We start from the raw sequence: 24368 nt of genomic DNA, 5'->3' as shown, positions 1-24368 counted from the left end.
GAGATGGGGGCAGACTGTCTGCATGACGAGCCGCGCCGGCCTCCCTGCCGAGGAATCTGATCTGATCGATGTCGACGAGCTGATCGCCGCTTACTACGACCGCGTTCCCGACCCCGGGGTCGCCGCCGAGCGGGTCGCGTTCGGCACCAGCGGTCACCGCGGGTCGTCGCTGACCAAGAGCTTCAACGAGAACCACATCCTGGCGACCACCCAGGCGATCGTCGACTACCGCGCGAGCCAGGGGATCACCGGTCCCCTGTTCCTCGGTCGCGACACCCACGCGCTCTCGCTGCCCGCCGAGCGCAGCGCCATCGAGGTGCTCGTGGCCAACGGCGTCGACGTCCGCGTCGACTCGCGCGACGCCTGGGTGCCGACGCCCGCGCTCAGCCACGCGATCCTCACCTTCAACCGCGACCTCGCGCCGGATGCCGCCGGCCGCGCCGACGGCATCGTCGTCACCCCGTCGCACAACCCGCCCCGCGACGGCGGCTTCAAGTACAACCCGCCGCACGGCGGACCGGCCGACACCGACGCGACCGGCTGGATCGCCGACCGCGCCAACGAGCTGATCGCCGGCGGTCTCGTCGACGTCAAGCGCGAGCGGTTCGCCGACATCGACTGGGACGCGCTTCCGGGGTACGACTTCCGTGACGCCTACGTGCGCGACCTGGCGACGATCATCGACATCGACGCCATCCGCACCGCCGGAGTGCGCATCGGCGCCGATCCGCTCGGTGGCGCATCCGTCGAGTACTGGGCGCTCATCAAGGAGGTCTACGACCTCGACCTGACCGTCGTGAACCCCGAGGTCGACCCGACCTGGCGCTTCATGACACTCGACTGGGACGAGAAGATCCGCATGGATCCGTCCTCCCCGTCGGCCATGGCCTCGCTCGTCGCCAAGAAGGGCGACTACGACGTGCTGACGGGCAACGACGCGGATGCCGACCGCCACGGCATCGTCACCCCCGACGCCGGGCTCATGAACCCGAACCACTACCTCGCGGTCGCGATCGACTACCTGTTCTCGCACCGCTCCGAGTGGCCGCGCGACGCCGCGATCGGCAAGACCCTCGTGTCGTCGATGATCATCGACCGGGTGGCCGAATCGCTCGGACGCCGCCTCCTCGAGGTGCCGGTGGGCTTCAAGTGGTTCGTGCCCGGTCTGCTCGACGGCTCGGTCGCGTTCGGCGGCGAGGAGTCGGCCGGAGCATCGTTCCTCCGCAAGGACGGCACCGTCTGGTCGACCGACAAGGACGGCATCCTGCTGTGCCTGCTCGCGGCCGAGATCATCGCGGTCACCGGCAAGACGCCGTCGGAGCGGTATGCCGAGCTGGAGCAGGCCTTCGGCTCGTCGGCCTACCAGCGCGTCGACGCCCCGGCGACGCCCGCGCAGAAGGCGACGCTGGGCAAGCTCGCTCCGGATGCCGTCTCGGCGACGACCCTCGCGGGTGAGGAGATCACCGCCAAGCTGTCGCACGCCCCCGGCAACGGTGCGGCGATCGGCGGCCTCAAGGTGCAGACCGAGCACGCCTGGTTCGCCGCCCGCCCCTCGGGCACGGAAGACGTCTACAAGCTGTACGCCGAGAGCCTGCGCGGCCCGGAGCACCTCGCCAAGGTGCAGGCGGAGGCTCGCGCCGTCGTGTCCGCCGCCCTCGGGGGCTGATCCCGCGCCCTTCGGGCTGTTCTTCTGCCCCCGCACGTCGCCCGTGTGGGGGCAGAAGTGCATCCGGGACCGGAACGCTTTCGTGGCGGAACGCCCGCGTGGCGGAACGCCCGCGGGGCGGAACGCCCCCGGGGCGGACTGCCCCACGGCATCCCCTCCTTGTGCGTGCGGGGTCAATTACGCACCCGAAACGGCCATCCCCGGTGCGAAAGTGGCCCCGACTGGCGAGCCGGCTGCGAAAGTGGTCCCGACGGGCTGGCGGGCGGATGCTGCGGGGGCGGGGGGCAACCCGGGCGGAAGAATGCGGACGAATGCGGACGGATGCTGCGCAACAGCGACCCCACCGTGGGCCGACGCGCGCGGACGCGAGGCGTCAGACCGAGCGGGCGAGCAGGGCTCCGGCCTCGCGCAACCAGCGGGCGGGGTCGGCGAGCGCGGCATCCGACGATCCGGCGATCTCGGTGAGCGACGCGGATGCCGTGAACAGCGCGGTGTCGGAGTCGGCCGTGATGCGTCCGGCGGCGAGCAGGGCGGTCGCACCGGTCGTCGACGCGAGGCCGGCGATGAACGAGGGCACCTTGCCGTCTCCGGACTGACCGTCGTACGACCCCTCGCCTGTGATGACATGGTCGGCGTCGGCGATCGCGTCGGCGAGGCCGATCAGGTCCGCCACCTCGGCAGCGCCCGGGGCGAGCGTCGCACCCCAGACGACCAGCGCACCGCCCGTGCCACCGGCGGCTCCGGTGCCCGGAAGTGCGGAGTCGAGGCCGAGCAGTTCGGCGAGGCCCGCTAGTCCGGCATCCACCTCGTCGAGCTCCGGGCCGACGAGACCCTTCTGCGGTCCGAACACGGCTGCGGCGCCCCGCGGGCCGACGAGGGGATTCGTGACGTCGGTGAGCACGCGCACCTGCGGCGCCGTGCGGAGACCGCTCAGGTCGACGGAGGCGATGTCGGCGAGACCGCGGGCTCCTCGCGCGACCGGCTCACCGTCGGCATCGAGGAATCGCGCACCGAGGGCGGTCAGCATCCCGGTGCCGCCGTCGGTCGACGCGCTCGACCCGATGCCGACGACCAGTCGCGTGACGCCGTGGTCGAGGGCTGCGGCGATCGCCTGACCGAATCCGGTGGTGTCGGCATCCCACGGACGCAGTTCGTCGAGCAGTTCGATGCCCGAGGTCGACGCGAGGTCGACGACGGCGGTCCCCCCGGGAGAATCCCCCGAGACGGGAAGCAGCAGCCAGCTCGTCTCCAGCGGCAGCCCCGCGGGTCCGTCGACGACGACCGGCATGCGTCGCGCTCCCGGTACTGCCGCGTCGAACGCGGCGACGGTGCCCTCGCCGCCGTCAGCCATGGGGCGGTGCACGAACGTCGCGGTCGGCTCGACCGATGACCAGCCTTCGGCGAGGGATGCCGCCGCATCCGCCGCGGTGATCGTGCCCTTGAAGCTGTCCGGCGCCAGCACCACGCGGGTCATCGGGTGAGTCCGGGGGTGCTCGCCCGCACGATGACCTCGAGCGGAAGCGGAGCCTGCTGCCAGTCGGCGTCGACCGTCGCACGGAAGGCCTGATATCCGACCTCACTGAGCGGCACGCGCACGGTGGTGAGCGCCGGGGTGACATCGCTGCTCGAGGGCACGTCATCGAAGCCGCAGACCGCGATGTCGGCGCCGACCTCACGACCGGCCTCGCGGATCGCCGCCATCGCTCCGATCGCGACCACGTCGCTCATGCCGAACACGAGGGTGCCGGGTTCGACGTCGTCGGCGAGGGCCGCCGTCATCGCCTGCGCACCCGATTCGCGGCGGAAGTCGCCGCGGATCACCCGCTCGATCGCCCCGCCGTCGGTCTCGAAGCCGGCGCGGAATCCGGCGAGACGCTCGTCCGACGTCAGCACTCCCTCGGCCGCACCGATCGCGATGGCGGAGCGGTATCCGAGAGACGCCATGCGACGACCGAGCGCTTCGGCGCCGGCGCGGTTGTCGATCTCGACGTGGCGGTTGTCTGCGCTGCCGGCGCCGAACGTGACCACGCGTCCACCGAAGCGGGCGTACTCCGCGAGCTCGCGTGAGGTGTCGGAGTCCGTCGGCTCGTTCGTGCGCGATGCGGCGAGGATCAGGCCCTGGGGTCGCTGCCCACGGAGGGCCCGCACGATGCGCGCCTCGCGTGCCGGATCTCGCTCGGTGATCGCGATCGTCACGACCAGGCCCTGTTCGTCGGCTCCGCGGGCGACACCGGCCGCGATGAGTCCGAAGTAGGGGTCGGCGATGTCGGCGACCAGGAGTGCGATGACGGGCGAGCTTCCTCGGGCGGTCGCCTGCGCCGATGCGTTCGCCGTGTAGCCCAGTTCGGCGGCCGCCTGCTCGACGCGCTCACGGAAGGACTCGGCCACCTTGCGCTCGGATCCGTTGAGAACACGGGATGCCGTGGCGAGCGAGACCCCGGCCTCACGGGCGACGTCATGCAGGGTCGGGGCCGCGCCCCGCGAATGCCGCGGCTGACGCACGCGGGAAGGGCTTTCCTGCTGACTCATGCCCTGAGCATACTGCGCGGTGAGGGCGATGCCGGGGAGGGTCCGGCGACCGGGCTGCGGGGGCGCATCGCTCAGAGGGAGAGGTAGGCGCGCAGCGTCGCCGCCTCGCCACGCAGCAGCGTCGGATCATCGCCGGGTACGAACTCGAGCAGCGCATCGCGGGGCGGAGTCGTCGCGGACAGCGCCTCCGCGAAGAAGCGGGTCCACAGGGCATCCCTCGCCCGCAGCGGAAGCCTCTCGTGGTCCGGCCACCACGAGAACACGTGCGCGGCGCTGACCCGGTCGGCGACCGCGCGGTACTCGTCGAGCACCGCATCGACCGTGGCACCGACCGTCGGCTGCCAGTACGAGCTGAGCGTCGGCCGAGCCACCTCGTCGAGCACCCGCAGCGTCGTCGGGGCGGTGTCGGCGAGCGTTCCGGAGTGGAACTCGAGCGCGAGCGAGATTCCCCGGGCGGCGGCCTCATCGACAGCATCCTGCAGTCGGGCGATCGTCGACGCCCAGTCCTGCGGCGACGCCTCGTCGGACCCGATCGGCCCTGCCCAGACGCGCACGCGATCGACACCGAGCGCCTCGGCGGTGTCGAGCACGGGGGTGATCGGCTCGTCGGCACCGGCACGGAAGTACGAGCCGTAGGAGCACGCGACGAGCCCGGCATCCGTCGTGAGCGTCGCGACCCTCGCGGCCTGCTCGACGTCGCCGGGCAGCACGTGCGAATCGGCTCCCCACTCGATGACCTCGAGTCGGGCGTCGGCAGCGAGGTCGACCACCTGTTCGGCGCTCAGCGACCGGAAGGTCACCGAGCAGAGTCCTGGGCGGATCTTCGTCATGACGTCATCCTCTCAATCGTTCGGCGGGGTGTCTCGGGGCTTGCGCCGTGCGCGACCGCCGCGTACAGGTGGGCGGTTCCCGGGTGGGGATCCGGTCTTCGGCGGCGTCCGGACCGGTTCGGTCTTGTCCGGTCCGGTCCGGTCCGTTCCGGTCCGGTCTTTTCCGGTCCGGTCTTTTCCGGTCCGGTCCCGTCGGACGAGAAGACCGCCGCACCCCCTCCCATCTGCAGGACGCAGACACGGATGCAGGACAGAAACGGTGTCACAGCCCTGCATCCGTGCTCGAGTCCTGCACGTGCTCCGGCGAACGGTCCGGTCCGGTTCCGGTTCCCTCGGCCGGTCCGGTTCGGTCTTGTCCGGTCCGGTCCGGTCCGACGAGAAGACCGCCGTCCCCCGTCCCATCTGCAGGTCCCAGGCACGGATGCAGGACAGAAACCGTGTTACGGCCCTGCGTCCGTGCTCGGGTCCTGCAGACGGTGGAAGCGTGGCCCACTCGCGGGGGTTTGCGGCCGGTGCCCGACCCGAAACCCGACCCCGACCGGATCTCGGCGGCCGTCAGCGCAGATGCGGCGAGATCGCGGTGCCGAAGGTCTCGGCCGTACGACGGACGACGTGCTCGGGAGCGTCCGCCCAGATGTCGGCGTTGAAGATCTCGACCTCGATGTCACGGTCGTATCCGGTGTCGATCACGGCCCGCGTGAGCGAGCCGAAGTCGATCACGCCGTCACCCGTGTAGTGCCGCGACAGCAGCACATCGGCGGCGAGCGGGGTCTTCCAGTCGCACACCTGGTACGTCGCGATGCGCCCCTCGCGGCCGGCGCGCGTGATCTGCTCGAGCACCTGCGGATCCCACCAGATGTGGAACGTGTCCACCGCCGCGCCCACGACGTCGGCATCGAAATCGGCCGCGATGTCGAGCGCCTGCCCGAGCGTCGAGACGACGGCGCGGTCGGAGGCGTACATCGGATGCAGGGGCTCGATCGCGAGCGTCACGCCCGCCGCCTTCGCGTCGGACGCGAGCACGCCGATCGCATCGCGCACACGCTCGCGCGCGCCGATCAGATCGCGCGATCCCACCGGGATGCCGCCGGCCACGAGCACGAGAACGGCCGTCGATCCGTCGGCGCCCGCGGCGGCGAGGGTCGCGGTCTCCTCGATCGCTCGGCGGTTGTCGTCGAGCGCAGCAATGCGATCCGGCCCCTCCGGAAGGGTGAAGAAACCACCGCGGCAGTGGGTCGTGAAGCGCAGCCCCGAATCGGCGAGCATCTGCGCGGCGACGTCGAGCCCGACCTCGTTCACGGGCTCGCGCCACAGGCCGATCGCCTGGATGCCGGCATCCGCCGTCACCCGCAGCGCCGTCGCGAGGTCTGCGTGCTTGATCGTGGCCTGGTTGATCGACAGGCGCGGGTCGACGGTCACAGGTCCACTCCGTTCAGGCGGAGCATCCCGTGCCAGCGCTCGCGTGCGAGTTCGGGATTCTCGAGGGCGAGCGACGCGTTCGCCAGCTCGACGATGCGGCTGAGGTGCGGAAGGCTGCGCGCCGAGTGCAGTCCGCCGACCATCTGGAACGCGGGCTGGTGCCCGTTGAGCCAGGCGAGGAAGGCGACACCGGTCTTGTAATAGAAGGTCGGCGCGGCGAACACCTGGCGGCTGAGCTCTTCGGTCGGGCCGAGGATCTCGAGGTAGAGCTCGGGGTCCCCGGCATCGAGCGCCTGGATCGCCGCGGAGGCGACCGGAGTGATGGCCGCGAACGCGCCGAGCAGCGCGTCGGAGTGCCCGTCACCCTGCCCCACGGTGTCTCCGCCGATGAGGCCGACGTAGTTGAAGTCGTCGCCGGTGAACATGCGCACACCCTGCGGCAGTCGCTCGCGCACCGAGATCTCCGACTCGGCGTTCAGGAGGCTCATCTTCACGCCGGCGACCTTGTCGGGGTTCTCGGCGATCACGTCGAGCAGCACAGCGGATGCCGCCTGCCAGTCGTCCGCTCCGAAGTACCCGGCGAGCTCGGGGTCGAAAGCCGTGCCGAGCCAGTGCAGCACGACCGGGACGGTGGCCGCCGAGAGCACCTCGCGATAGACGCGACGGTAGTCGTCGGCGTTCTCAGCGACACGGGCGAGGTGGCGAGAGGCCATGAGCACCGGGCCCGCCCCCTGCTCCTCGGTGAAGTGCAGCTGCTCCTTGTAGGCGTCGATCACCTGGTCGAGCGAGATGTGCGACTCGGCGACGTGATCGGTATTGACGCCGACCACGACCGAGCCGCCCTCCTCGCGGGCGACCTCGGCGCTGCGCGCGATGAGCTCGCGCGTCGCCGCGGCATCCAGCCCCATGTTCCGCTGAGCGGTGTCCATGGCGTCGGCGACGCCCAGACCCCACGAGTACACGTTGCGGCGGAACGCCAGAGTCGAGTCCCAGTCGATGTCGGCGGGCTGCCCCGGGGTGTTGTCGGCGTGCACCTTCGGCACGACGTGGGCTGCGGCGTACGCGACGCGGCTCTGCAGCGGAGAGGCCGGACGCGTGTACCCGCCGCCTTCGCGCAGCTCGGCATCCGTCACCGCGCCCGCGGCGTCGAGAAGTCGGAGAGTGGTCATGCTCAACCCAGCGTCAGCGGGGTGAGTGCGATCTTGCGGCCTTCGGCGCTGGAGGTCAGCCCCGCCTCGGCGAACTGCACGCCGCGGGCGCCCGAGAGCAGGTCGAAGGGGTACTTCGTGCCCTCGACGAACGAGACCAGGTATTCCTCCCACTGCTGACGGAAGCCGTTGAGGAAGACATCGTTGGTCGGGACGTTCTGCCAGTCGGCGTCGTAGTCGTGGCTGTCTTCGAGGTCGGGGTTCCAGACCGGCTTCGGAGTCGCGTTGCGGGGCTGGATCTTCGCGCCGAAGAGTCCGACGACCGCGGATCCGTGGGTGCCGTCGACCTGGAACTCGACGAGCTCGTCGCGGTTGACGCGCACCGTCCAGCTGGAGTTGATCTCGGCGACGATGCCGCCCTCGATCTCGAAGATGCCGTACGCGGCGTCCTCGGCGGTGGCGGTGTAGTGCTCGCCGTTCTCGTCCCAGCGGTCGGCGATGTGCACGGCGGCCTGCGCGTAGACGCTCTTGACCTCGCCGAACAGGTTCTCGAGCACGTAGTTCCAGTGCGGGAACATGTCGACGATGATGCCGCCGCCGTCTTCGGTGCGGTAGTTCCAGCTGGGGCGCTGCGCGGGCTGCCAGTCACCCTCGAAGACCCAGTAGCCGAACTCGCCGCGCACCGAGAGGATGCGGCCGAAGAAACCGGAGTCGATGAGGCGCTTGAGCTTCTGCAGGCCCGGCAGGTAGAGCTTGTCGTGTACGACGCCGGTCTTGACGCCGGCCTCGTCCGCGAGACGCGCGAGCTCGAGGGCCTCGTCGAGCGACTCGGCGGTCGGCTTCTCGGTGTAGATCGCCTTGCCGGCCGCGATCGCCTTGCGAAGGGCCGAGGCGCGGGCCTTGGTCACGAGGAAATCGGCGTAGATCTCCCACTTCGGGTCCGCGAGCGCTGCGTCGAGGTCGGTCGTGTAGTCGTCGATGCCGTGCTTCGCGGCAAGCTCGGCGAGCTTGGCCTCGTTGCGGCCGACAAGCAGCGGCTTGACCGTGATGCGGGATCCGTCGGGCAGCTCGATGCCGCCCTGGTCGCGGATCGCGAGGATCGACCGCACGAGGTGCTGCCGGTAGCCCATGCGCCCGGAGACGCCGTTCATGATGATCCCGATCTCGCGGGGTGTCGCCTGTGACATTGCTGGTCCGTTCTGTGGGAAGCCCGTGCGCCGGTCGCCCGATGTGGGTAAGCGCTTTCCGTCAGCATGCCACGACTCCGTCGGGCGCGCAAGCGGCGGGTGGAAACCGCTATCCGGGTTCGCGGGGCGGTGGCATGGCCCCCCCCTGCCGCGTGCGTGGTCACAAACGCATCCGAAGGCGCGATTCACGTGCGTTTCTGGCCACGCACCGCGAGGGGGCGGGGCCGGGGTGCGGGGGCAGGCGGGGTGCGGGGGCAGAGGGTGCGGGCGGCGCGGCTCAGCGGGTGCTGGAGCGTTCGACCAGAAGCGTCGGCACGACGACAGCGGATGCCGCACCGCCCGCGGCGCCCTCGATGTCGGCGACGAGCAGGTCGACGGCGCGGTGTGCCAAGGCGGCGAAGTCCTGACGGATCGTCGTCAGCGGTGGGCGGTAGTTGGCGGCATCCGGCACGTCGTCGAAGCCGATGACGCTGACGTCCTCGGGAACCCGCCGCCCCGACTCGGCGAGCGCACGGAGGAGCCCGAGCGCCATCTGGTCGTTGGCGCAGAACACGGCGGATGCTGCTCGCAGCGCCTCGCCCGCGGCGAACCCTGCCTCGGCGGTCCAGTCGCCGCGGACGACCTCGGTCGCCTCGACCCCGACCTCCGCGAGCGCCTTCCGCCATCCGCGCTCGCGCTCGGCGGCCGCGAACGAGTCGGCAGGCCCGGCGAGGTGGTGCACCGTCTCGTGTCCGAGGCCCAGCAGGTGAGCGGTCGCCGCAGCGGCGCCTCCGACATGGTCGCTGTGCACGACCGCCAGATCCGCAGACCCCGGGGCGTCGACGACCACGAGGCGCAGTCCCGGCGGCCGATCGGCTGCGGGTACCAGCGCCGACGCCTCGTTCAGCACGATCGCGCCGTCGACCTCCTGCTCGGCCAGGCGCTCGAAGGCGTCGGCCACGCTGTCGCCCGCGGTGACGAGGGTGAGGGCGTAGCCGCGTTCAGCCGCGGCCTCGGCGGTGGCCTGCAGCATCCGCGAGTTGCCGACCGTCGCGAGAGTGGTGACGACGAGTCCGATGGTCTGCGAGCGTCCGGTGCGCAGAGCGCGCGCTGCGCGGTGGGGGCGGTAGCCGAGCTCGGCCATCGCGGCTTCGACGCGCCGGCGGGTCGCGGGGTCGACGCGAGGGCTGTCGTTGACGACGCGCGACACGGTCTGACCCGAGACGCCGGCGCGGGAGGCGACCATCGCCATCGAGACACGACCGGACGGGGCCTGGCGGCGGCGCGGGCGCGCGGCGCCGCGACGCAGATCATCGTCGCGCAGCAGCTCGTCGTCCACGGGCACCCTCTCTACGCGCTCACAACTCCGGAATGTTGACGTTACCACGGCGCTGTGCGTACCATGTTTACGTGAACACGCCCGAATCTCCCGAGTTGCGAACCGAGACCCTCTCCGCCGGCATCGTCAAGCGCGCGACGACGCTCGCCGACGGCCGCGAACTGATCTACTTCGATGATCCCGACACGACGCTCGGGGCCGACCGCGCCGTCGACAGCCGGACGCTCGACGCCCGCGGCGAGACCGCCACGATGCGCCTCGATGTGCTCACCGGCGACTGGATCACGGTCGCCGCCAACCGGCAGAACCGCGTGATGATGCCGAGCGCCGATGCCGACCCGCTCGCTCCGCAGTCGCCGACCAACCCGTCTGAGGTGCCGTCGCTCTACGACGTCGCCGTCTTCGAGAACCGCTCGCCCGCGTTCGGCCCCGCTCTCGCCGAAGCCACCGGCACCGCCCCCGCAGCGAGCAACCCTCCGCGCGGGCTCGACGACCTCAGCGCCCTGGGCCTCGGTCGCACCCGCACGTCGGTCGGACGCTGCGAGGTCGTGTGCTTCAGCCCCGAGCACACCGGCTCGTTCGGCACCCAGTCGGTGACGCGCGCCCGCACGGTGATCGAGGCCTGGGCCGACCGCACCGCCGCCCTCTCGAAGCTGCCGGGCATCCAGCAGATCTTCCCGTTCGAGAACCGCGGCGAGGCCATCGGCGTCACGCTCCCCCACCCCCACGGCCAGATCTACGCCTACCCCTACGTGACGCCGCGCACCACGCGCCTGCTCGACTCGATCGATCGCACCGCGCCCGACCTGTTCCAGCACATCCTCGAGTCCGAGCAGGCATCCGAGAGGGTCGTCTTCCGCGGTGAGCACTGGACGGCATTCGTGCCCTTCGCCGCCCGCTGGCCGCTGGAGGTGCACCTCATGCCGCACCGCCACGTTCCGGACTTCGCCGAGACGACGGATGCCGAACGCGACGAGCTCGCACCCCTCTATCTGCGACTGCTCCGCGGCGTCGACGCGCTCTACGACACCCCGACGCCCTACATCGCCGCCTGGCACCAGGCCCCGGTGAACGTCGGCCGAGACAGCGTGCGCCTGCACCTGCAGCTGACCAGCCCCCGCCGCGCGGCCGACAAGCTCAAGTTCCTCGCGGGATCCGAGGCCGCGATGTGGGCCTGGGCCGCCGAGGTCACCCCCGAGCAGGGTGCGGCCCGCATCCGCGAGGCCATCGCGAAGGCCGACGCCGCACACACCGCATCCGCAGACCAGAACGCAGACGAGGCATCCGCATGACCACCACCCAGGACGCCGCGCGCGCACTCTTCACCGACCTCACCGGTCGCACCCCCGAAGGCGTCTGGTCGGCGCCGGGGCGCGTGAACCTGATCGGCGAGCACACCGACTACAACGACGGATTCGTGCTGCCCTTCGCCATCCCGCATCGCACAGTCGCCGCCGTGGGAATCCGTGACGACCGCCGCATCCGCGTCGCCTCGACCTTCGCCGACGAGCCGGTCGAGGTCTCCCTCGACGACCTCGACGAGCTGTTCCCGACCCCGACCGGCACCGCGCCGCGCGTGCCCGAGTGGGCCGCCTACCCCCTCGGCGTCGCGTGGGCGCTGCGCCAGGCCGACGGTGTCGCTCCCTCCGCGGCCACCGGTTCAGGGCTCGACATCGCCATCGCATCCGACGTGCCCGTGGGCGCGGGGCTCTCGTCGTCGGCGGCGATCGAGGGTGCCACGGCATCCGCGCTCAACGACCTCTGGGCCGCCGGGCTCGACCGCGTCGCCCTCGCCCGCGTCGGTCGGAAGGCCGAGAACGAGGCGGTCGGCGCCCCGACCGGCATCATGGACCAGATGGCGTCGATGCTCGGCGAGCCGGATGCCGCGATCTTCCTCGACTGCCGCTCGCTCGATGCGAACCTCGTGCAGGTCGGCATCGCCGAGGCCGGCCTCGCGATCCTCGTGATGGACACCCGGGTCAAGCACGCGCACTCCACGGGCGGATACGGCGAGCGCCGTGCGGCCTGCGAGCGCGGTGCCGCGATCATGGGCGTGCCGAGCCTGCGCGACGTCTCGGTCGACGACCTGCCCCGCGCCGAGGAGCTCATGGACGACGTGACGTTCCGCCGCGTGCGGCACGTGGTCACCGAGAACCAGCGCGTGCTCGACACCGTCGTGGTGCTGCGCGAAGACGGTGCCCGTGCGATCGGCGACCTGCTCGTGGCCTCGCACGCCTCGATGCGCGATGACTTCGAGATCTCGGTCCCCGAGCTCGACACGGCGGTCGAAACGGCCCTCGCGGCCGGCGCACTCGGTGCTCGCATGACCGGCGGAGGCTTCGGCGGTGCGGCGATCGCGCTGATCGAGCAGGACTCGCTGCAGCAGGTGACGGATGCCGTGTCGGCGGCGTTCGCCGCATCCGGTTTCACTTCCCCCGTGATCTTCACCGTCACGCCGTCGGCCGGGGCGCATCGCGACGCGTGACCGCTGCCCGCTCGACCACGTCGTGAACGCGCGGCCTCAGAGTCCGCCGATCGCGACCTGAGATACTGAACACTTCCCCACCCTGAGGAGCACAATGTCCTGGATCGTGACCGGCGGCGCCGGCTACATCGGCTCGCACGTCGTTCGCGCACTGGCGGATGCCGGGCTCACGCCCGTCGTCCTCGACGACCTCTCGAGCGGCGTCGCATCGTTCGTGCCCGAGGGCGTGGCTTTCGTGCAGGGCAGCATCCTCGACCGTGAACTGGTCGAGAAGGCGCTGCGCGATCATGACGCCGAGGGTGTCATCCACGTCGCCGGCTACAAGTACGCCGGCGTCTCGGTGCAGCTTCCGCTGCACACCTACGCGCAGAACGTCGAGGGCACTCGGGTGATCCTCGAGGCGATGGATGCCGCGGGCGTCACCAACATCGTGTTCTCGTCGTCGGCGGCCGTGTTCGGCACTCCCGATGTGCCGCTCGTCGTCGAGGAGACCGCCAAGAAGCCGGCGAGCCCCTACGGCGAGTCCAAGCTCATCGGCGAGTGGCTGCTCCGTGACCAGGCGATCGCGACCGCCGACTCCGACAAGCCGCTGCGTCACACCTCGCTGCGCTACTTCAACGTGGTCGGCTCGGCCGACCCGTCGGTCTATGACCTGAGCCCGCACAACCTCTTCCCGATCGTGTTCGAGAAGCTCATCGCCGGCGAGACCCCCCGCATCAACGGCGACGACTACGACACCGAGGACGGCACCAACGTGCGCGACTACGTGCACGTCGGCGACATCGCCGCCGCCCATGTCGCCGCAGCGAAGCGTCTCGCCGGTGGCGAGCCGATCGAGGCCGCGTACAACCTCGGCTCGGGCGACGGCCTCAGCGTGAAGCAGATCATGGACGCGGTCGCACGCGTCACGGGCATCGACTTCACCCCTGAGATCGGCCCTCGGCGTCCGGGAGACCCCGACCGCATCGTCGCGACCGGCGAGCTCGCCGCGCGTGACCTCGACTGGAAGATGCGATACACGGTCGACGAGATGGTGCGCACGGGCTGGGAGGCCCGCCAGGCCGCGTCCTGACGTCGGTCAGAGGTCGCGCGTGCGGATCGGGTAGAGCCAGAAGCACAGCCACGCGAGGGCGGCGAAGACGAGCGGGACCACCGCGACCATGACGCGGATCCCGCCGTCGACGGCCTCCGGCTGCGCATCTCCGAGCGAGGCGTCGAAGCCGGATGCCGTGAGCACCACCGCCGCCACGACGGCCTGCAGCACGACCGAACCGCGCACGACGAAGCCGTTCACCCCGAAGTACGCGCCCTCGCGTCGATGACCGGTGCGCGTGGCGTCCTCGTCGATGATCTGGGCGAGCACGACCTCGAGCAGCTGCAGCAGACCGCCGACGCCGACGCCCACCGCGACGCCGATGAGCGCTGCGGCGAGCACGGTCGACGGCAGCAGGTAGCCGAGCACGGAGATCCCGAACACGGCGACGCTCCACAGCAGCGCTGCGCGGGGTGAGGTGCGGCGCACGATCGCGCTCCACAGCACGATCGACGGGATGGCTGTGACGAAGATCGCCCCCAGCAGCAGACTCGCCTCTCCCTCGGCGGCGCCCAGCGAGTAGCGCACGTAGAACGGCAGCGCCGCGAGGATGACGGCGATCGAGGTCTGGATGAACAGCGAGCCGAGCACGTAGGGCACGAACGCCCGGTTCGCGAACGTGTATTTCAGCTGGTCGCCCCAGCGCATCGCCTCGGATGCGGCCTCGGGCACTCGACGCTCGATCATGCCGCCGAAGAACGACCAGACGAGCAGCACGAGGCAGACCGCCGAGAGCACGAGGGCCATTCCCGGCCAGCCGATCGAGTCGTACAGCGCAGGGGCACCCGCGGTGCCGAGCACCATGCCGAGGATCGCGAAGATCTGCCGGGGCACGTTGCCGCGCGCCCGCTCATCGGTGGTGCGGAAGATCTCGGGGAACAGCGCCGAGATGTTCAGCACGACCACGACGAAGGCGATGTCGTACACCGCCACCACGATCAGGAACCAGACGATCAGCCCGGCGGTCGGCAGCTCCGGCGGCATCCACACCAGCGCGAAGGCGACCACGAGCGGCACGATGCCGAGACCGATCCACGGGATGCGGCGGCCCCACCGCGTGCGGATGCGGTCGGACAGCGCCCCGACGACCGGGTTGAGCACCGCGTTCAGCACGCCGTGCGCGATCATCGCCGCGGCCACCCATGCTGGCGCGACACCGAGGTGGGTGACGTAGAAGTAGACGACGAAAGCCGAGAACGTCTGCGCCATGAGCTGGGTCGGGAACCCCGATGCTCCGAACGCGATGGCCTGAGCCCTCGTGGGGGCGGCGTCGAGTCGTCGGTCGCGCAGCCGCGTCGTCAGCGAGGTCATGCGCGTCGGCTCCGCTGCAGATCGCGCAGATCGCGCCATCCGAGCCGCACCAGTCCCTCGTCGGCGAACACCTGCAGCACCTCGGGGTCGGAGAGCAGGCGAAGCTCGTGCCCGCGTTTGGCCGCACCGAAGTCGACGGCCGCGCGCAGCTCGTCGTCGTCGACCATCGGATGCAGGTAGATCTCGGTCACTCCGGCCGGAACCGCGCGCAGCAGCGCGATGAACCCGTCGCGCACCTGTTCGTACGACTCGTCCGGCGCCTCTTCGAACGGGTGGCTCCACAGCCGATCGATGATCTCGACGCCGAGCGCGTCGGCGGCGGCCGAGGCCTCGGCGAGCTTCGCCTGCAGGGCGGCGTCGTCGCCGGTCCCGTCCATGCTGCGCGGCAGCCGGAACGGCAGGCCGTTGCGGGCGGCGAGCTCGAACACCGGGCCGAGGAAGTCCCGCCCGGTCAGCAGACCGTAGACAGACCCCATGTGGTTGTCGAGATGCGTCACGTCGACCCCGGCGTCCAGCGCCGTCTGCAGCTGTGCGGCGATCTCGGCGGTGACGTCGTCGACCGACGCGAGCTCTTCGATCGCGAGAACGCCGGCGGGAAAGTACCCCGCGTCGTCGACGAGGGTGGTGTCGGTGCCGGTGAGGGGCCGCCAGCGGTAGTCGGTCCACTCGCTCGTGAGCACGAGGTGCACGCCGACGTCGAGGTCGGCGCGCGAGGCCGCGAAAGCGAGCGCCTCGGGTGCCCACGCGCACGGCACCATGAGCGTCGTCGAGTCGATGTGCCCCGCATCGAGCAGCTGCATGATCGCGGTGTTGGCCGCGTGGCACATGCCGAAGTCGTCGGCGTTGATGATCACGCCCCTGGCTCCCGGCGCGAGGCCGAGGCGATCCGCGAGGTCCGAGGTCATCGCCGACTCCTGTCCGATGCGGGAAGCAACCGCGAGAACACGGTCGCGCGAAGAGCGGATGCCGCCTCACCGACTGCGCCGACCAGCGGCGCCTCCGGGCCGAACGACGAGACGAGGAGGGTGAGCGGGAGCTGCGGGGCGAGCTCTTCGGCGAAGGCGACCGCCGCTCGGGCCAGCGCCGGGTGCGCGGCCGTGCCGCTGAGGAGGAACGCCTCGGGGTCGAGCACGAGCGCGATGCTGCCCGCGATCAGGGTGAGCCTGCGTCCCATCTCGGCGGCCATGGCGAGTGCGGCCGGATCGCCGGCGGAGGCGGCGTCGAGATGCTGGTCGATCGTCTCGTCCGGGTCACGCCCGTTCGCCAGTGCGAGGTCGCGCACGACGGCGTCACCGAGCACGGGAGCGCCGATCGGCAGCGGACTCTGCGGCAGGTACATGACCTCGCCTGCCACGCCCGAGAAGCCCCGGTGCAGGGAGCCGTCGATCACGATGCCGGCGCCGAGTCCGTCGTCGAGGAGCAGCAGCGCGAAGCTGCTGAGCGCCGCGCCGGCGCCCTCGGAGAGCTCGGCGAGCGCCGCGAGGTTGACGTCGTTCTCCACCCGCACCGGGCAGCCGAGACGCGTCGACAGGGCGTTCTTGAACGCGCCGCCGTCGGGACCCTGATCATCGCGGATGCCCCCGTCGGCGGTGACGATGCCCGGGATGCCGACGACCGCGAGCAGCAGCGGACCGGCCACCGCCCTCTGACAGGCATCGATGAGGCCGGCGATGTGCTGCACGCGGTCCCCGCGCACGGGGAAGGCGGCGTGGCTCTCGGCCCGCACGGCTCCGGTGGGGTCGACCAGCGCGACGTGGGCGGCGTGGGCGTCGACGTGCACTGCCGCGGCGAGTCCGAGATGAGGATGCAGCGAGACGCGCCCTGCTGCCGGTCCCCGCGTGTCACGATCGACGCCCGCAGCGGCGACCGCCGACGATGATTCGAGCATCCGCAGCACCTGCGTCACCGCAGTGCGAGAGAGACCGGTCTCGGCGACCAGTTCGGCGCGGGTGAGCGGGCCTCGGCGCGCGAGCGTCTCGAGGATCGCGCGGCCGTTGAGTGTTCGGAGCAGGGTCTGGGGCCCCGCAAGTGGTCGTGCCAAGTTGATCCCCCCGGATTCGACGTCCGCCCCAGCTTGACACATCGCGTCATACGTGTCGAGAGATCCGGACCCTGATCCGCGTCACGATCCACGGCCGTGCGTGTCTTGCTTCAGGGAGCCACCGTGGCCCCGTCCGACCACAGGGAGGAGGCATCCGATGCGACCGACCATTTCGCACCGACTCGACCGACGTCCGTCGTCGCGCAGCGACACTCCGACCCCGGCCGTGTACCCCTATGAGGTGACGGCCCTGCTCGAGCGCGGGTGGTGGGTGCTGCACGTCGCCGACCTCGACGTGCGCGGCGTCGCCGCGACGCTCGCCGAGGTCAGATCGGCCGCCGAGCTGCTGCTCGCGCGAGCGCTTGATGCCCCCGTCGGCAGTGTGCCGATGACGATCTCGGTGGTGCGGTTCACGCGAGGGTCGCTCATCCGCTCGCGCTGGTAGCCCGAGACCCTGTCTCAGTCCAGCGCGGACATCACGTGCTTGATGCGCGTGTAGTCGTCGAAGCCGTACTGCGAGAGGTCTTTGCCGTAGCCCGAGTGCTTGAAACCGCCGTGAGGCATGTCCGAGACGAACGGGATGTGGGTGTTGATCCATACGCAGCCGAAGTCGAGGTCGCGCGAGAAGCGCATCGCGCGGGCATGATCGGCGGTCCACACCGAGGATGCGAGGGCGTAGGGCACGTCGTTCGCCATCTCGAGCGCCTGCTCCTCGGTCTCGAACGACTGCACGGTCAGCACCGGGCCGAAGATCTCGCCCTGCACGGCCTCGTCGTCCTGATGCAGACCCGACACGATGGTCGCCTCGAAGAAGTAGCCCTTCTCACCCTGACGCGCACCGCCGGTCTCGATCGTGGCGTGTGCAGGCAGGCGGTCGACGAAGCCCTGCACCTGAGCGAGCTGGGCAGCGCTGCTGAGGGGACCGTAGAGCACGCCCTCCTCGTGCGGGGCGCCCGTGCGGGCATCCGTCTTCGCCTTCGCGACCAGCGCGGCGACGAACTCGTCGTGCACAGACGAGTGCACGAGCACGCGGGTGGCCGCGGTGCAGTCCTGTCCGGCGTTGAAGAACGCGCCGGTGACGATGCCGGATGCCGCCTTGTCGAGGTTCGCATCGGGGAAGACGATCGCGGGCGCCTTGCCGCCGAGCTCGAGGTGCACCCGTTTGATGTCGTTCGCCGCGGATCGCGCGACGGCCATCCCGGCGCGCACGGATCCGGTGATGGCGACCATCTGCGGCGTCGGATGCTCGACCAGCGCCACGCCGGTGTCGCGGTCGCCGAGCACGACGTTGAGCGTGCCGGCGGGCGTGTGCAGCGCGACGATCTCGGCGAGCAGCAGGGTGGTCAGGGGCGTCGACTCGGCGGGCTTCAGCACCACCGTGTTGCCTGCGGCGAGCGCCGGGGCGATCTTCCACACGGCCATGTTCAGCGGATAGTTCCAGGGGGTGACCTGTCCGATCACGCCGATCGGCTCGCGTCGCACAAACGAGGTGTGGCCGGCGAGGTACTCCCCCGCCGCGCGTCCTTCGAGACTGCGGGCGGCTCCGGCGAAGAAGCGCAGCTGGTCGATCGACTGCAGGATCTCGTCGGCCACGAGGCTGGCACGCGGCTTGCCGGTGTCCTTCGACTCGAGGTCGGCGAACTCCTCGGCGCGGGTCTGCATCTCATCGGCGATGCGGAACAGCGCGAGCTGGCGATCGGCGGGAGTGGTGTCGCGCCAGATCGGGAACGCGGCGGATGCGGCGGCGTAGGCGGCGTCCACGTCGGAGGCGTCCGAGACCGGCAGCTCGCCGTAGGCCTCCTCGGTCACCGGGTCGATCAGCGGCATCCGCTTCTGTCCGCTCAGGGGAACGTACTGCCCGCCGATGAAGTTCTGAAGGAGTTCTGTGGCCATGCTCGCCATGCTAGCGACCGGATCACGAATACAGAAGAGTGAAGTGACCTTAACGATGGAATCAGTTGCCAGGGAGCGCCGATCCTGTCAATATCGACACATGAGCACCACGCCGAAGCAGCCCGTGTTGGACGACATCTCGAAGCGGATCGTCGAGTTGCTGCAGGAGGACGGTCGACGGCCCTATGCCGAGATCGGCCGAGAGGTGGGGCTCAGCGAGGCGGCGGCGCGTCAGCGCGTGCAGCGGATGACCGAGGCGGGCATCATCCAGATCGTCGCGGTGACCGACCCGATGCAGCTCGGCTTCAACCGCATGTCGATGATCGGCATCCGCGTCACGGGCGACCCGCGGCTGATCGCGGAGGCGCTGACGAAGATCACCGAGCTCGCGTACGTCGTCGTGACGCTCGGCACGTTCGACATCCTCGTCGAGGCGGTGTGCGAGAGCGACAGCCACCTGCTCGATCTGATCGCGACCCGCATCCGCACGATCCCCGGCATCACGCACACCGAGAGCCTGCTCTACGCAGGGCTCTACAAAGACCTCTACAACTGGGGCACGCGCTGAGGCGCGGGTCCGGAACCAGGAGAACACCATGGGAACCACGGTCTTCGAACGTCGCCGCCCCGCGGATGCCGTGATCGATGCCTCGCTGCGCGACACCGCGTTCAGCGTGTTCTGGCTCGATGACGTCGAGCGCGTCTCGCACCCCGCGCTCACCGGCAGCATCACCGCCGACCTCGCCATCGTCGGCGGGGGCTATGCCGGCCTGTGGACCGCCGTGCGTGCGAAGGAGCGCGACCCTGAGCGCCGCGTCGTGCTGCTCGAGGCGTCGCGCATCGCGTGGGCGGCGTCGGGCCGCAACGGAGGGTTCTGCGAAGCGAGCCTCACGCACGGACACGAGAACGGCCTCACGCGCTGGCCCGACGAGATCGACCGCCTGGAAGAGCTGGGGATCGAGAACCTCGACGGCATCGAAGAGACCGTGAAGCGGTACGGCATGGATGCCGACTTCGAGCGCACCGGTCAACTCGCCGTGGCCGTCGAGCCGCACCAGGTGGAGTGGCTGCGCGAGGAGGAGGGATTCCTCGACCGCGAGGCCGTGCAGGCCGAGGTGCATTCCGACACGTTCCTCGCCGGCGCCTGGGAGCGCGATGCCTGTGCGCTCGTGCACCCCGCCAAGCTCGGTCTCGAGCTGGCGCGCGTCGCGGTCGAACTCGGGGTCGAGATCTACGAGCAGTCGCTCGTGCGCGAGGTCATCGGCGACGGATCGAGCGCGATCACGCTCGTCACACGTGACGGCGGGCAGGTGCGAGCGGATGCCGTGGCTCTCGCCACGAACGTCTTCCCCTCGCTGCTCAAGCGCAACCGCCTGATGACGGTTCCCGTCTACGACTACGTGCTCATGACCGAGCCGCTGACCGACGAGCAGCTGGCGTCGATCGGGTGGTCGAACCGCCAGGGCCTGGCCGACAGCGCCAACCAGTTCCACTACTACCGCCTCACCGCCGACAATCGCATCCTGTTCGGCGGATACGACGCGGTCTACCATTTCGGCGGCAAGGTGCGACCCGAGTACGAGGATCGCGCCGAGAGCCACCGCAAGCTCGCCTCGCACTTCTTCACGACGTTCCCCCAGCTCGAGGGGCTGCGCTTCACGCACCGGTGGGCGGGGGCGATCGACTCGTCGAGTCGCTTCTGCGCGTTCTTCGGCACCGCCCGCAAGGGACGCGTGACCTACGCGACCGGGTTCACCGGGCTCGGCGTCGGCGCCGCGCGCTTCGCCGCCGACGTCATGCTCGACAAGCTGTCGGGCGAGCCGACCGAGCGCACCGAGCTCGCAATGGTGCGCGAGAAGCCGATCCCGTTCCCGCCCGAGCCCGTCGCCTCGATCGGCGTCAACCTCGTGCGAGCCGCGATGAACCGGGCCGATCACAACGAGGGCAAGCGCAACCTGTTCCTCAAGACGCTGGATGCCGTCGGCATGGGCTTCGACTCGTGAGCGAGCTCGCGCCGGGCGAGCTCGCGCCGGGAACCGGAGTGGATGCCGCGGCGCTGCCGCTGATGCACGAACCGCTGCCTGCGGTGGACGTGCTCATCGGTCGCCCGACGACGGCTGTGCAGGCGTTGGGGACTCTGGGTGAGGTCGAGATCGGCATCTGGGAGATGACGCCCGGCACGGCATCGGACACCGAGGTCGACGAGGTGTTCGTCGTGCTGACCGGTCAGGCGCGGATCGAGTTCGTCGACCCCCCGCTGCCCGCCGTCGAGGTCGGCCCCGGGTCGGTCGTGCGCCTCGCCGCGGGGCAGCGCACCGCGTGGACGGTCACCGAGACGCTGCGCAAGATCTACATCGCCTGACGCGCTGAAGTGTGACCAGGCGATCCCCAAAAGAAAATCAGCCCGCACCTTTCGGCAACGGGCTGATCGTGATGCATTCACTATTACGCAGGAACGCACGCCGCACCAGTATTCAACGACTCCGCCGCGCCCTCTCGACGCCCCTCCGCTCCGCTCCTCCTCAGACGCGCGCGGATGCTGCCTGCGCCACGACGACCGGCTTCTCATCGGCGCCCTTGATCACCCAGTAGACGACGGCGACCGCGAGGATGCCGATCACCGGGCTCAGGAACGCGGCCCAGGCCGTGCCGAGCGGGGCGAAGCCGACCGCGAAGACTGAGACGTCCCAGAGGCCGTGCAAGGCCATCGCCCAGATGAGCGACCCGGTCACCCGACGCACGATGTAGAAGCAGGTGCCCGACATGGCGGCGAGCACCACCTGTCCGAGCGTGGGGCCGACGGGGGCGCCCAGCGCGGCGTTGATGATGTGCATCCCGCCGAAGAGCAGGGAGGTGAGCAGCCACACCCATACCTCGGAGAGGCGTGAGCGGAGGGCCGTCAGCAGGAGTCCTCGTGACATCAGCTCCTCGCAGAATCCGACGGCGAGCCCGAGGGCGAGGAGCGACAGCAGGAACGACGCATCGAACTTCGACCAGTCGGTGTTGAACAGGTTCGCGACAGCGACGACGAGCATGATCGCAGGCACGAAGATCGGCCACTTGTGGTGCGAGCGCGAGCGTTCGAACAGCGCGGGCTTCCACCATCCCAGCAGCCACGTGGTGATGGCGAGCAGCACGGCACCGACCGCCAGGTCGAGCACCGCCCCTCGCCACGTGAACTCGGCGGAGGTTCCGATCTCGGTGTAAGCGACACCGCTCAGTTTCGACACGACGAAGATGACCGCGACATAGCCGACGTAGATCGCGAGGCCGATCCAGACCCGAGGGGTGACGCGCATGAGTTTTGTGCCTTCCGTCGGCGAGCTCGTTCCAATCACCAACATATCGGTGGATGTTCGGCGCGGCCGTCGATAGTGTCATGGGCAAAGCACAAGGGGGTCAACGTGTCTCAGACCGCGAGGCGGGATGCGCCGACGACAAAGTCCGCAGTGCCGGGCATGGAGATCATCGCTCGCGTTCGGCGCCTGGTCGTGGTCGCGCTGGTCGCCGCTCTGGGCTACTCGACGTTCATGACGAGCGGCAAGGGATACTGTCCAGGTGGCGTCGCAGCGGACGGCGGTTTCATCGATGCAGCCGGCAACGCGACCGAGACCGCGCCGACGTGCGTGTATCTCGCTCTGCAGCCCAGCCCGTTGATCCTCTTCGCGTTCGCCGCGATCGTATTGGCGGCGATCACCGCGGTGCTGCGCCGCGCGCAAGACATCCCCTCAGCAATCCGATACCTCGATCGGGCCGCTGTTGCCATTGCGATCCTCGCCGTCGTCTCGGTCGCGATCAGCCAGATCTGGTTCGCGATGATCCCGATCACCGAGTGGGACGGAACAGGGACGTTCTTCTACCCTTTCCCCTTCGGATCCGTGGAGCTCACGACCGAACCGATGTCCGCTGGTCAGGCAATGCTCGTCGAGCTGACGACGGAGCATGCTCAGAACGCTCACCTATGATCTCTGCATGCGTCGACCTTGGCTGTTCGGTGGTTCTCTGGTGGCGGCCCTGTTGGCGATGACCGGCTGCGGCCTCGTGGCGCCGGCAAGCGGTCCCGATCGCTCCGAAACCGTGTCTGTGCCGGGTGGCACGTGCGAGATCGAATGGTGGCTCAGTCCCGCGGTCGACGATCCGCCCGCCGAGGCCAGCAGCATCGCCACCAAAGCTCTCGATGAGGCGGTGGTCAGCGAGTCTCAGTGGTCGGAGTGGTATTCGCTCCTCGACGATGATCCTGACCTCGACTCCGTTCCCGAGATCAGGCTCCGAGGGTCCGCCTACTTGGAATCCGTGCGGGAGGACGTGCGGGACGCTCTGGAAGAAGCGGGCTACCCCGATATCGAGCGAGTCATCGAGGTGTATTCGCACCTGTCCTGCTCGTGATGCGTTCGTGAAAGAGAGCGGCGATGAGTGAGCGCACCCTCACGGCATCCCGGCACCCGCGGATGCTGCAGACAGCGGCGACAGTGGCAGTGGCCGCAGCGACGATCGCGGTGATCGGCGTGGCCGTGGTCGATTCCGCATCCGGTGGCGATGCTCAGCTGCTGCTCGGCACCTTGCCGTCACGACACATCATCGGAGCATCCACGATCCTCGCGTTCATCGCGATCAGCTACATGCTCTGCACCGTCTCGGCGCCTTCCGGCTGGCTCGGACTGATCGTGATCGGGCGACTGCTGTCGATCGGCGGAACCGTGGTGGCAGTGTTCTGGGGGTTTCTGACCATGCCGTGGCTCGTCACCCCCCTACTGGCCGACGGGTGCGAATCGGGATACGTCGTCGAAGAGAGGTCTTTCCTCTTCCTGTCATCGATAGACGTGCTCGAGCAGGATGGGCTGCTCGCCACCCCAGTCCTGCACACGAGCGCGGACGACGGCCATCAGCCGTTCACCGCCGGCGACTACGGCACGCGGATCGCCGACGGGCAGATCGCCGGATGGTTCGCCCTCGAGCCCGGACCGGCCGCGAGGCTGACCAGGTTCGAGCTTCCGCTGCTGCAGTCGCCGAACTGCCAGTAGCTGTGCGCTGCCGACGCTCGTGACTGCGCTCGCGCCCGCCACGTGCCACTATGGGGCCGTGCGGATCGTCGGCAGTGCCTCCCTGACCATCGCCGCGACGCTCATCGGACTTTTCGGGGCTCTCATGCTCGGCTTAGCCGGCCTCAGCTTGGCGGGCCCCGGCCTCACGGTCATCGAGTACGCCGATTCGGACGATACCGAGCGGGCGATCGGTATCGGGATGGGCATCATCGCGCTTGTGGTCTGGCTCGTGCTGCTGCTGTCGGCCGTGCTGGTGGGGCTAGGCGACGTGTATCCGAAGCGCGAGCGACGTGCCACGGTATGGAGCATCGTGGGGCTCAGCACGGTCCTCGTGATGGGGGCGTTGATCGCCGTGCTGGCTACGCCGCCTCCCCTGTACCACTAACCCGCTACCGACGGGTCCGCG

At 69.8% G+C, this 24368-nt stretch carries 24 protein-coding genes; 12 read left to right on the top strand and 12 right to left on the bottom strand.

What is annotated here, in order from left to right; translation table 11 throughout:
• The first annotated feature begins 22 nt into the window (after positions 1–22).
• Entirely contained in the window at positions 23–1666 is a 1644-nt protein-coding gene (gene pgm, locus ACZZZF_RS14030) for a phosphoglucomutase (alpha-D-glucose-1,6-bisphosphate-dependent) (protein ID WP_400341410.1), read from the top strand.
• Between the two features lie 373 nt (positions 1667–2039).
• On the opposite strand, the gene ACZZZF_RS14025 is transcribed toward pgm, so the two are convergent.
• The 7 genes from ACZZZF_RS14025 to ACZZZF_RS13995 form a co-directional block, all read right to left on the bottom strand.
• Positions 2040–3140: a glycerate kinase gene (locus tag ACZZZF_RS14025; protein ID WP_463498979.1), complete on the bottom strand. Its 1101-nt coding sequence runs from the start codon at positions 3138–3140 to the stop codon at positions 2040–2042.
• Positions 3137–4195: a LacI family DNA-binding transcriptional regulator gene (locus tag ACZZZF_RS14020; protein WP_463498976.1), complete on the bottom strand. Its 1059-nt coding sequence runs from the start codon at positions 4193–4195 to the stop codon at positions 3137–3139. Before ACZZZF_RS14020 ends, ACZZZF_RS14025 begins: the two co-directional genes overlap by 4 nt.
• Positions 4196–4266: 71 nt before the next feature.
• Entirely contained in the window at positions 4267–5025 is a 759-nt protein-coding gene (locus ACZZZF_RS14015; RefSeq protein WP_463498973.1) for a sugar phosphate isomerase/epimerase family protein, read from the bottom strand.
• Positions 5026–5580: 555 nt separating this feature from the next.
• Positions 5581–6444, bottom strand: coding sequence for a sugar phosphate isomerase/epimerase family protein (locus ACZZZF_RS14010; RefSeq protein ID WP_053097755.1), 864 nt, complete (start codon positions 6442–6444; stop codon positions 5581–5583).
• On the bottom strand, positions 6441–7613 hold the full coding sequence (locus ACZZZF_RS14005; protein ID WP_463498971.1) for a dihydrodipicolinate synthase family protein: 1173 nt from the start codon (positions 7611–7613) through the stop codon (positions 6441–6443). Before ACZZZF_RS14005 ends, ACZZZF_RS14010 begins: the two co-directional genes overlap by 4 nt.
• A gap of 2 nt (positions 7614–7615) precedes the next feature.
• Positions 7616–8779 carry a Gfo/Idh/MocA family protein gene (locus tag ACZZZF_RS14000; protein WP_400341400.1) on the bottom strand — a complete coding sequence of 388 codons (1164 nt, stop codon included), beginning with the start codon at positions 8777–8779 and terminating at the stop codon, positions 7616–7618.
• A 277-nt stretch (positions 8780–9056) separates the two neighbouring features.
• Positions 9057–10010 (bottom strand): LacI family DNA-binding transcriptional regulator, encoded by a 954-nt coding sequence (locus ACZZZF_RS13995; RefSeq protein WP_463499945.1) that lies wholly within the window; start codon positions 10008–10010, stop codon positions 9057–9059.
• Between the two features lie 158 nt (positions 10011–10168).
• On the opposite strand from ACZZZF_RS13995, the gene galT reads away from it, so the two are divergent.
• From galT to galE, 3 genes are all read left to right on the top strand, one after another.
• The gene (galT, locus tag ACZZZF_RS13990) at positions 10169–11389 is read left to right on the top strand and encodes a galactose-1-phosphate uridylyltransferase (protein ID WP_463498969.1); all 1221 of its coding nucleotides are present in this window, start codon (positions 10169–10171) and stop codon (positions 11387–11389) included.
• The gene (galK, locus tag ACZZZF_RS13985) at positions 11386–12582 is read left to right on the top strand and encodes a galactokinase (RefSeq protein ID WP_463498966.1); all 1197 of its coding nucleotides are present in this window, start codon (positions 11386–11388) and stop codon (positions 12580–12582) included. The genes galT and galK overlap by 4 nt, the downstream gene beginning before the upstream one ends.
• A gap of 94 nt (positions 12583–12676) precedes the next feature.
• Positions 12677–13654, top strand: coding sequence for a UDP-glucose 4-epimerase GalE (gene galE, locus ACZZZF_RS13980; RefSeq protein ID WP_463498964.1), 978 nt, complete (start codon positions 12677–12679; stop codon positions 13652–13654).
• 6 nt (positions 13655–13660) lie between these two features.
• On the opposite strand, the gene ACZZZF_RS13975 is transcribed toward galE, so the two are convergent.
• The 3 genes from ACZZZF_RS13975 to ACZZZF_RS13965 are packed head-to-tail and all read right to left on the bottom strand — an operon-like array spanning position 13661 to position 17027.
• Complete coding sequence (locus tag ACZZZF_RS13975; protein WP_463498962.1) at positions 13661–14986, bottom strand: MFS transporter; 1326 nt, start codon at positions 14984–14986, stop codon at positions 13661–13663.
• Complete coding sequence (locus ACZZZF_RS13970) at positions 14983–15891, bottom strand: polysaccharide deacetylase family protein (protein WP_056279274.1); 909 nt, start codon at positions 15889–15891, stop codon at positions 14983–14985. The genes ACZZZF_RS13975 and ACZZZF_RS13970 overlap by 4 nt, the downstream gene beginning before the upstream one ends.
• A complete protein-coding gene (locus ACZZZF_RS13965; protein ID WP_072591897.1) occupies positions 15888–17027 on the bottom strand; it encodes an ROK family transcriptional regulator in 1140 nt (379 codons plus the stop codon). Before ACZZZF_RS13965 ends, ACZZZF_RS13970 begins: the two co-directional genes overlap by 4 nt.
• Before the next feature lie 157 nt (positions 17028–17184).
• On the opposite strand from ACZZZF_RS13965, the gene ACZZZF_RS13960 reads away from it, so the two are divergent.
• Positions 17185–17472, top strand: coding sequence for a hypothetical protein (locus ACZZZF_RS13960; protein WP_285364384.1), 288 nt, complete (start codon positions 17185–17187; stop codon positions 17470–17472).
• A 14-nt stretch (positions 17473–17486) separates the two neighbouring features.
• Here the strand turns inward: ACZZZF_RS13960 and ACZZZF_RS13955 are convergent, their stop codons facing one another.
• On the bottom strand, positions 17487–18920 hold the full coding sequence (locus ACZZZF_RS13955) for a gamma-aminobutyraldehyde dehydrogenase (RefSeq protein WP_463498959.1): 1434 nt from the start codon (positions 18918–18920) through the stop codon (positions 17487–17489).
• 100 nt (positions 18921–19020) lie between these two features.
• Here ACZZZF_RS13955 and ACZZZF_RS13950 point away from each other — a divergent pair, with 100 nt between their 5' ends.
• Genes ACZZZF_RS13950 through ACZZZF_RS13940 form a run of 3 tightly spaced genes read left to right on the top strand, consistent with a single transcriptional unit; the run spans position 19021 to position 21282 of the window.
• Positions 19021–19488, top strand: coding sequence for an Lrp/AsnC family transcriptional regulator (locus ACZZZF_RS13950; RefSeq protein ID WP_463498956.1), 468 nt, complete (start codon positions 19021–19023; stop codon positions 19486–19488).
• 28 nt (positions 19489–19516) lie between these two features.
• Complete coding sequence (locus ACZZZF_RS13945; RefSeq protein ID WP_463498952.1) at positions 19517–20923, top strand: NAD(P)/FAD-dependent oxidoreductase; 1407 nt, start codon at positions 19517–19519, stop codon at positions 20921–20923.
• Positions 20920–21282 carry a cupin domain-containing protein gene (locus ACZZZF_RS13940; protein ID WP_233277244.1) on the top strand — a complete coding sequence of 121 codons (363 nt, stop codon included), beginning with the start codon at positions 20920–20922 and terminating at the stop codon, positions 21280–21282. The genes ACZZZF_RS13945 and ACZZZF_RS13940 overlap by 4 nt, the downstream gene beginning before the upstream one ends.
• Before the next feature lie 160 nt (positions 21283–21442).
• On the opposite strand, the gene ACZZZF_RS13935 is transcribed toward ACZZZF_RS13940, so the two are convergent.
• Positions 21443–22219 (bottom strand): lysostaphin resistance A-like protein, encoded by a 777-nt coding sequence (locus tag ACZZZF_RS13935; protein WP_463498949.1) that lies wholly within the window; start codon positions 22217–22219, stop codon positions 21443–21445.
• A 105-nt stretch (positions 22220–22324) separates the two neighbouring features.
• Here ACZZZF_RS13935 and ACZZZF_RS13930 point away from each other — a divergent pair, with 105 nt between their 5' ends.
• From ACZZZF_RS13930 to ACZZZF_RS13915, 4 genes are read left to right on the top strand one after another with little or no spacing between them, the layout of a single operon-like run.
• Positions 22325–22885, top strand: coding sequence for a hypothetical protein (locus ACZZZF_RS13930; RefSeq protein WP_463498948.1), 561 nt, complete (start codon positions 22325–22327; stop codon positions 22883–22885).
• A 7-nt stretch (positions 22886–22892) separates the two neighbouring features.
• A complete protein-coding gene (locus ACZZZF_RS13925; RefSeq protein WP_400341384.1) occupies positions 22893–23306 on the top strand; it encodes a hypothetical protein in 414 nt (137 codons plus the stop codon).
• 23 nt (positions 23307–23329) lie between these two features.
• Entirely contained in the window at positions 23330–23941 is a 612-nt protein-coding gene (locus ACZZZF_RS13920; RefSeq protein WP_463498945.1) for a hypothetical protein, read from the top strand.
• A gap of 58 nt (positions 23942–23999) precedes the next feature.
• On the top strand, positions 24000–24347 hold the full coding sequence (locus tag ACZZZF_RS13915; RefSeq protein ID WP_463498942.1) for a hypothetical protein: 348 nt from the start codon (positions 24000–24002) through the stop codon (positions 24345–24347).
• Positions 24348–24368: the final 21 nt, after the last annotated feature.

Source organism: Microbacterium sp. AC215, assembly GCF_979258645.1.
The sequence above is the reverse complement of the archived record's forward strand: the minus strand, read 5'-3'. Positions and strand labels throughout refer to the sequence as shown.

What these genes read in the sequence shown, in the direction of transcription:
- ACZZZF_RS13945 (WP_463498952.1), top strand. Translation starts at nt 19,517, where the DNA reads ATGGGAACCACGGTCTTCGAACGTCGCCGCCCCGCGGATGCCGTGATC.
- ACZZZF_RS13960 (WP_285364384.1), top strand. Translation starts at nt 17,185, where the DNA reads ATGCGACCGACCATTTCGCACCGACTCGACCGACGTCCGTCGTCGCGC.
- ACZZZF_RS14015 (WP_463498973.1), bottom strand. Translation starts at nt 5,025, where the DNA reads ATGACGAAGATCCGCCCAGGACTCTGCTCGGTGACCTTCCGGTCGCTG.
- pgm (WP_400341410.1), top strand. Translation starts at nt 23, where the DNA reads ATGACGAGCCGCGCCGGCCTCCCTGCCGAGGAATCTGATCTGATCGAT.
- ACZZZF_RS13975 (WP_463498962.1), bottom strand. Translation starts at nt 14,986, where the DNA reads ATGACCTCGCTGACGACGCGGCTGCGCGACCGACGACTCGACGCCGCC.
- ACZZZF_RS13970 (WP_056279274.1), bottom strand. Translation starts at nt 15,891, where the DNA reads ATGACCTCGGACCTCGCGGATCGCCTCGGCCTCGCGCCGGGAGCCAGG.
- ACZZZF_RS13925 (WP_400341384.1), top strand. Translation starts at nt 22,893, where the DNA reads ATGCGTCGACCTTGGCTGTTCGGTGGTTCTCTGGTGGCGGCCCTGTTG.
- ACZZZF_RS13935 (WP_463498949.1), bottom strand. Translation starts at nt 22,219, where the DNA reads ATGCGCGTCACCCCTCGGGTCTGGATCGGCCTCGCGATCTACGTCGGC.
- ACZZZF_RS14025 (WP_463498979.1), bottom strand. Translation starts at nt 3,140, where the DNA reads ATGACCCGCGTGGTGCTGGCGCCGGACAGCTTCAAGGGCACGATCACC.
- ACZZZF_RS13995 (WP_463499945.1), bottom strand. Translation starts at nt 10,010, where the DNA reads ATGGCGATGGTCGCCTCCCGCGCCGGCGTCTCGGGTCAGACCGTGTCG.
- ACZZZF_RS13920 (WP_463498945.1), top strand. Translation starts at nt 23,330, where the DNA reads ATGAGTGAGCGCACCCTCACGGCATCCCGGCACCCGCGGATGCTGCAG.
- ACZZZF_RS14005 (WP_463498971.1), bottom strand. Translation starts at nt 7,613, where the DNA reads ATGACCACTCTCCGACTTCTCGACGCCGCGGGCGCGGTGACGGATGCC.
- ACZZZF_RS14000 (WP_400341400.1), bottom strand. Translation starts at nt 8,779, where the DNA reads ATGTCACAGGCGACACCCCGCGAGATCGGGATCATCATGAACGGCGTC.
- galK (WP_463498966.1), top strand. Translation starts at nt 11,386, where the DNA reads ATGACCACCACCCAGGACGCCGCGCGCGCACTCTTCACCGACCTCACC.
- ACZZZF_RS13950 (WP_463498956.1), top strand. Translation starts at nt 19,021, where the DNA reads ATGAGCACCACGCCGAAGCAGCCCGTGTTGGACGACATCTCGAAGCGG.
- ACZZZF_RS14020 (WP_463498976.1), bottom strand. Translation starts at nt 4,195, where the DNA reads ATGAGTCAGCAGGAAAGCCCTTCCCGCGTGCGTCAGCCGCGGCATTCG.
- ACZZZF_RS13955 (WP_463498959.1), bottom strand. Translation starts at nt 18,920, where the DNA reads ATGGCCACAGAACTCCTTCAGAACTTCATCGGCGGGCAGTACGTTCCC.
- galE (WP_463498964.1), top strand. Translation starts at nt 12,677, where the DNA reads ATGTCCTGGATCGTGACCGGCGGCGCCGGCTACATCGGCTCGCACGTC.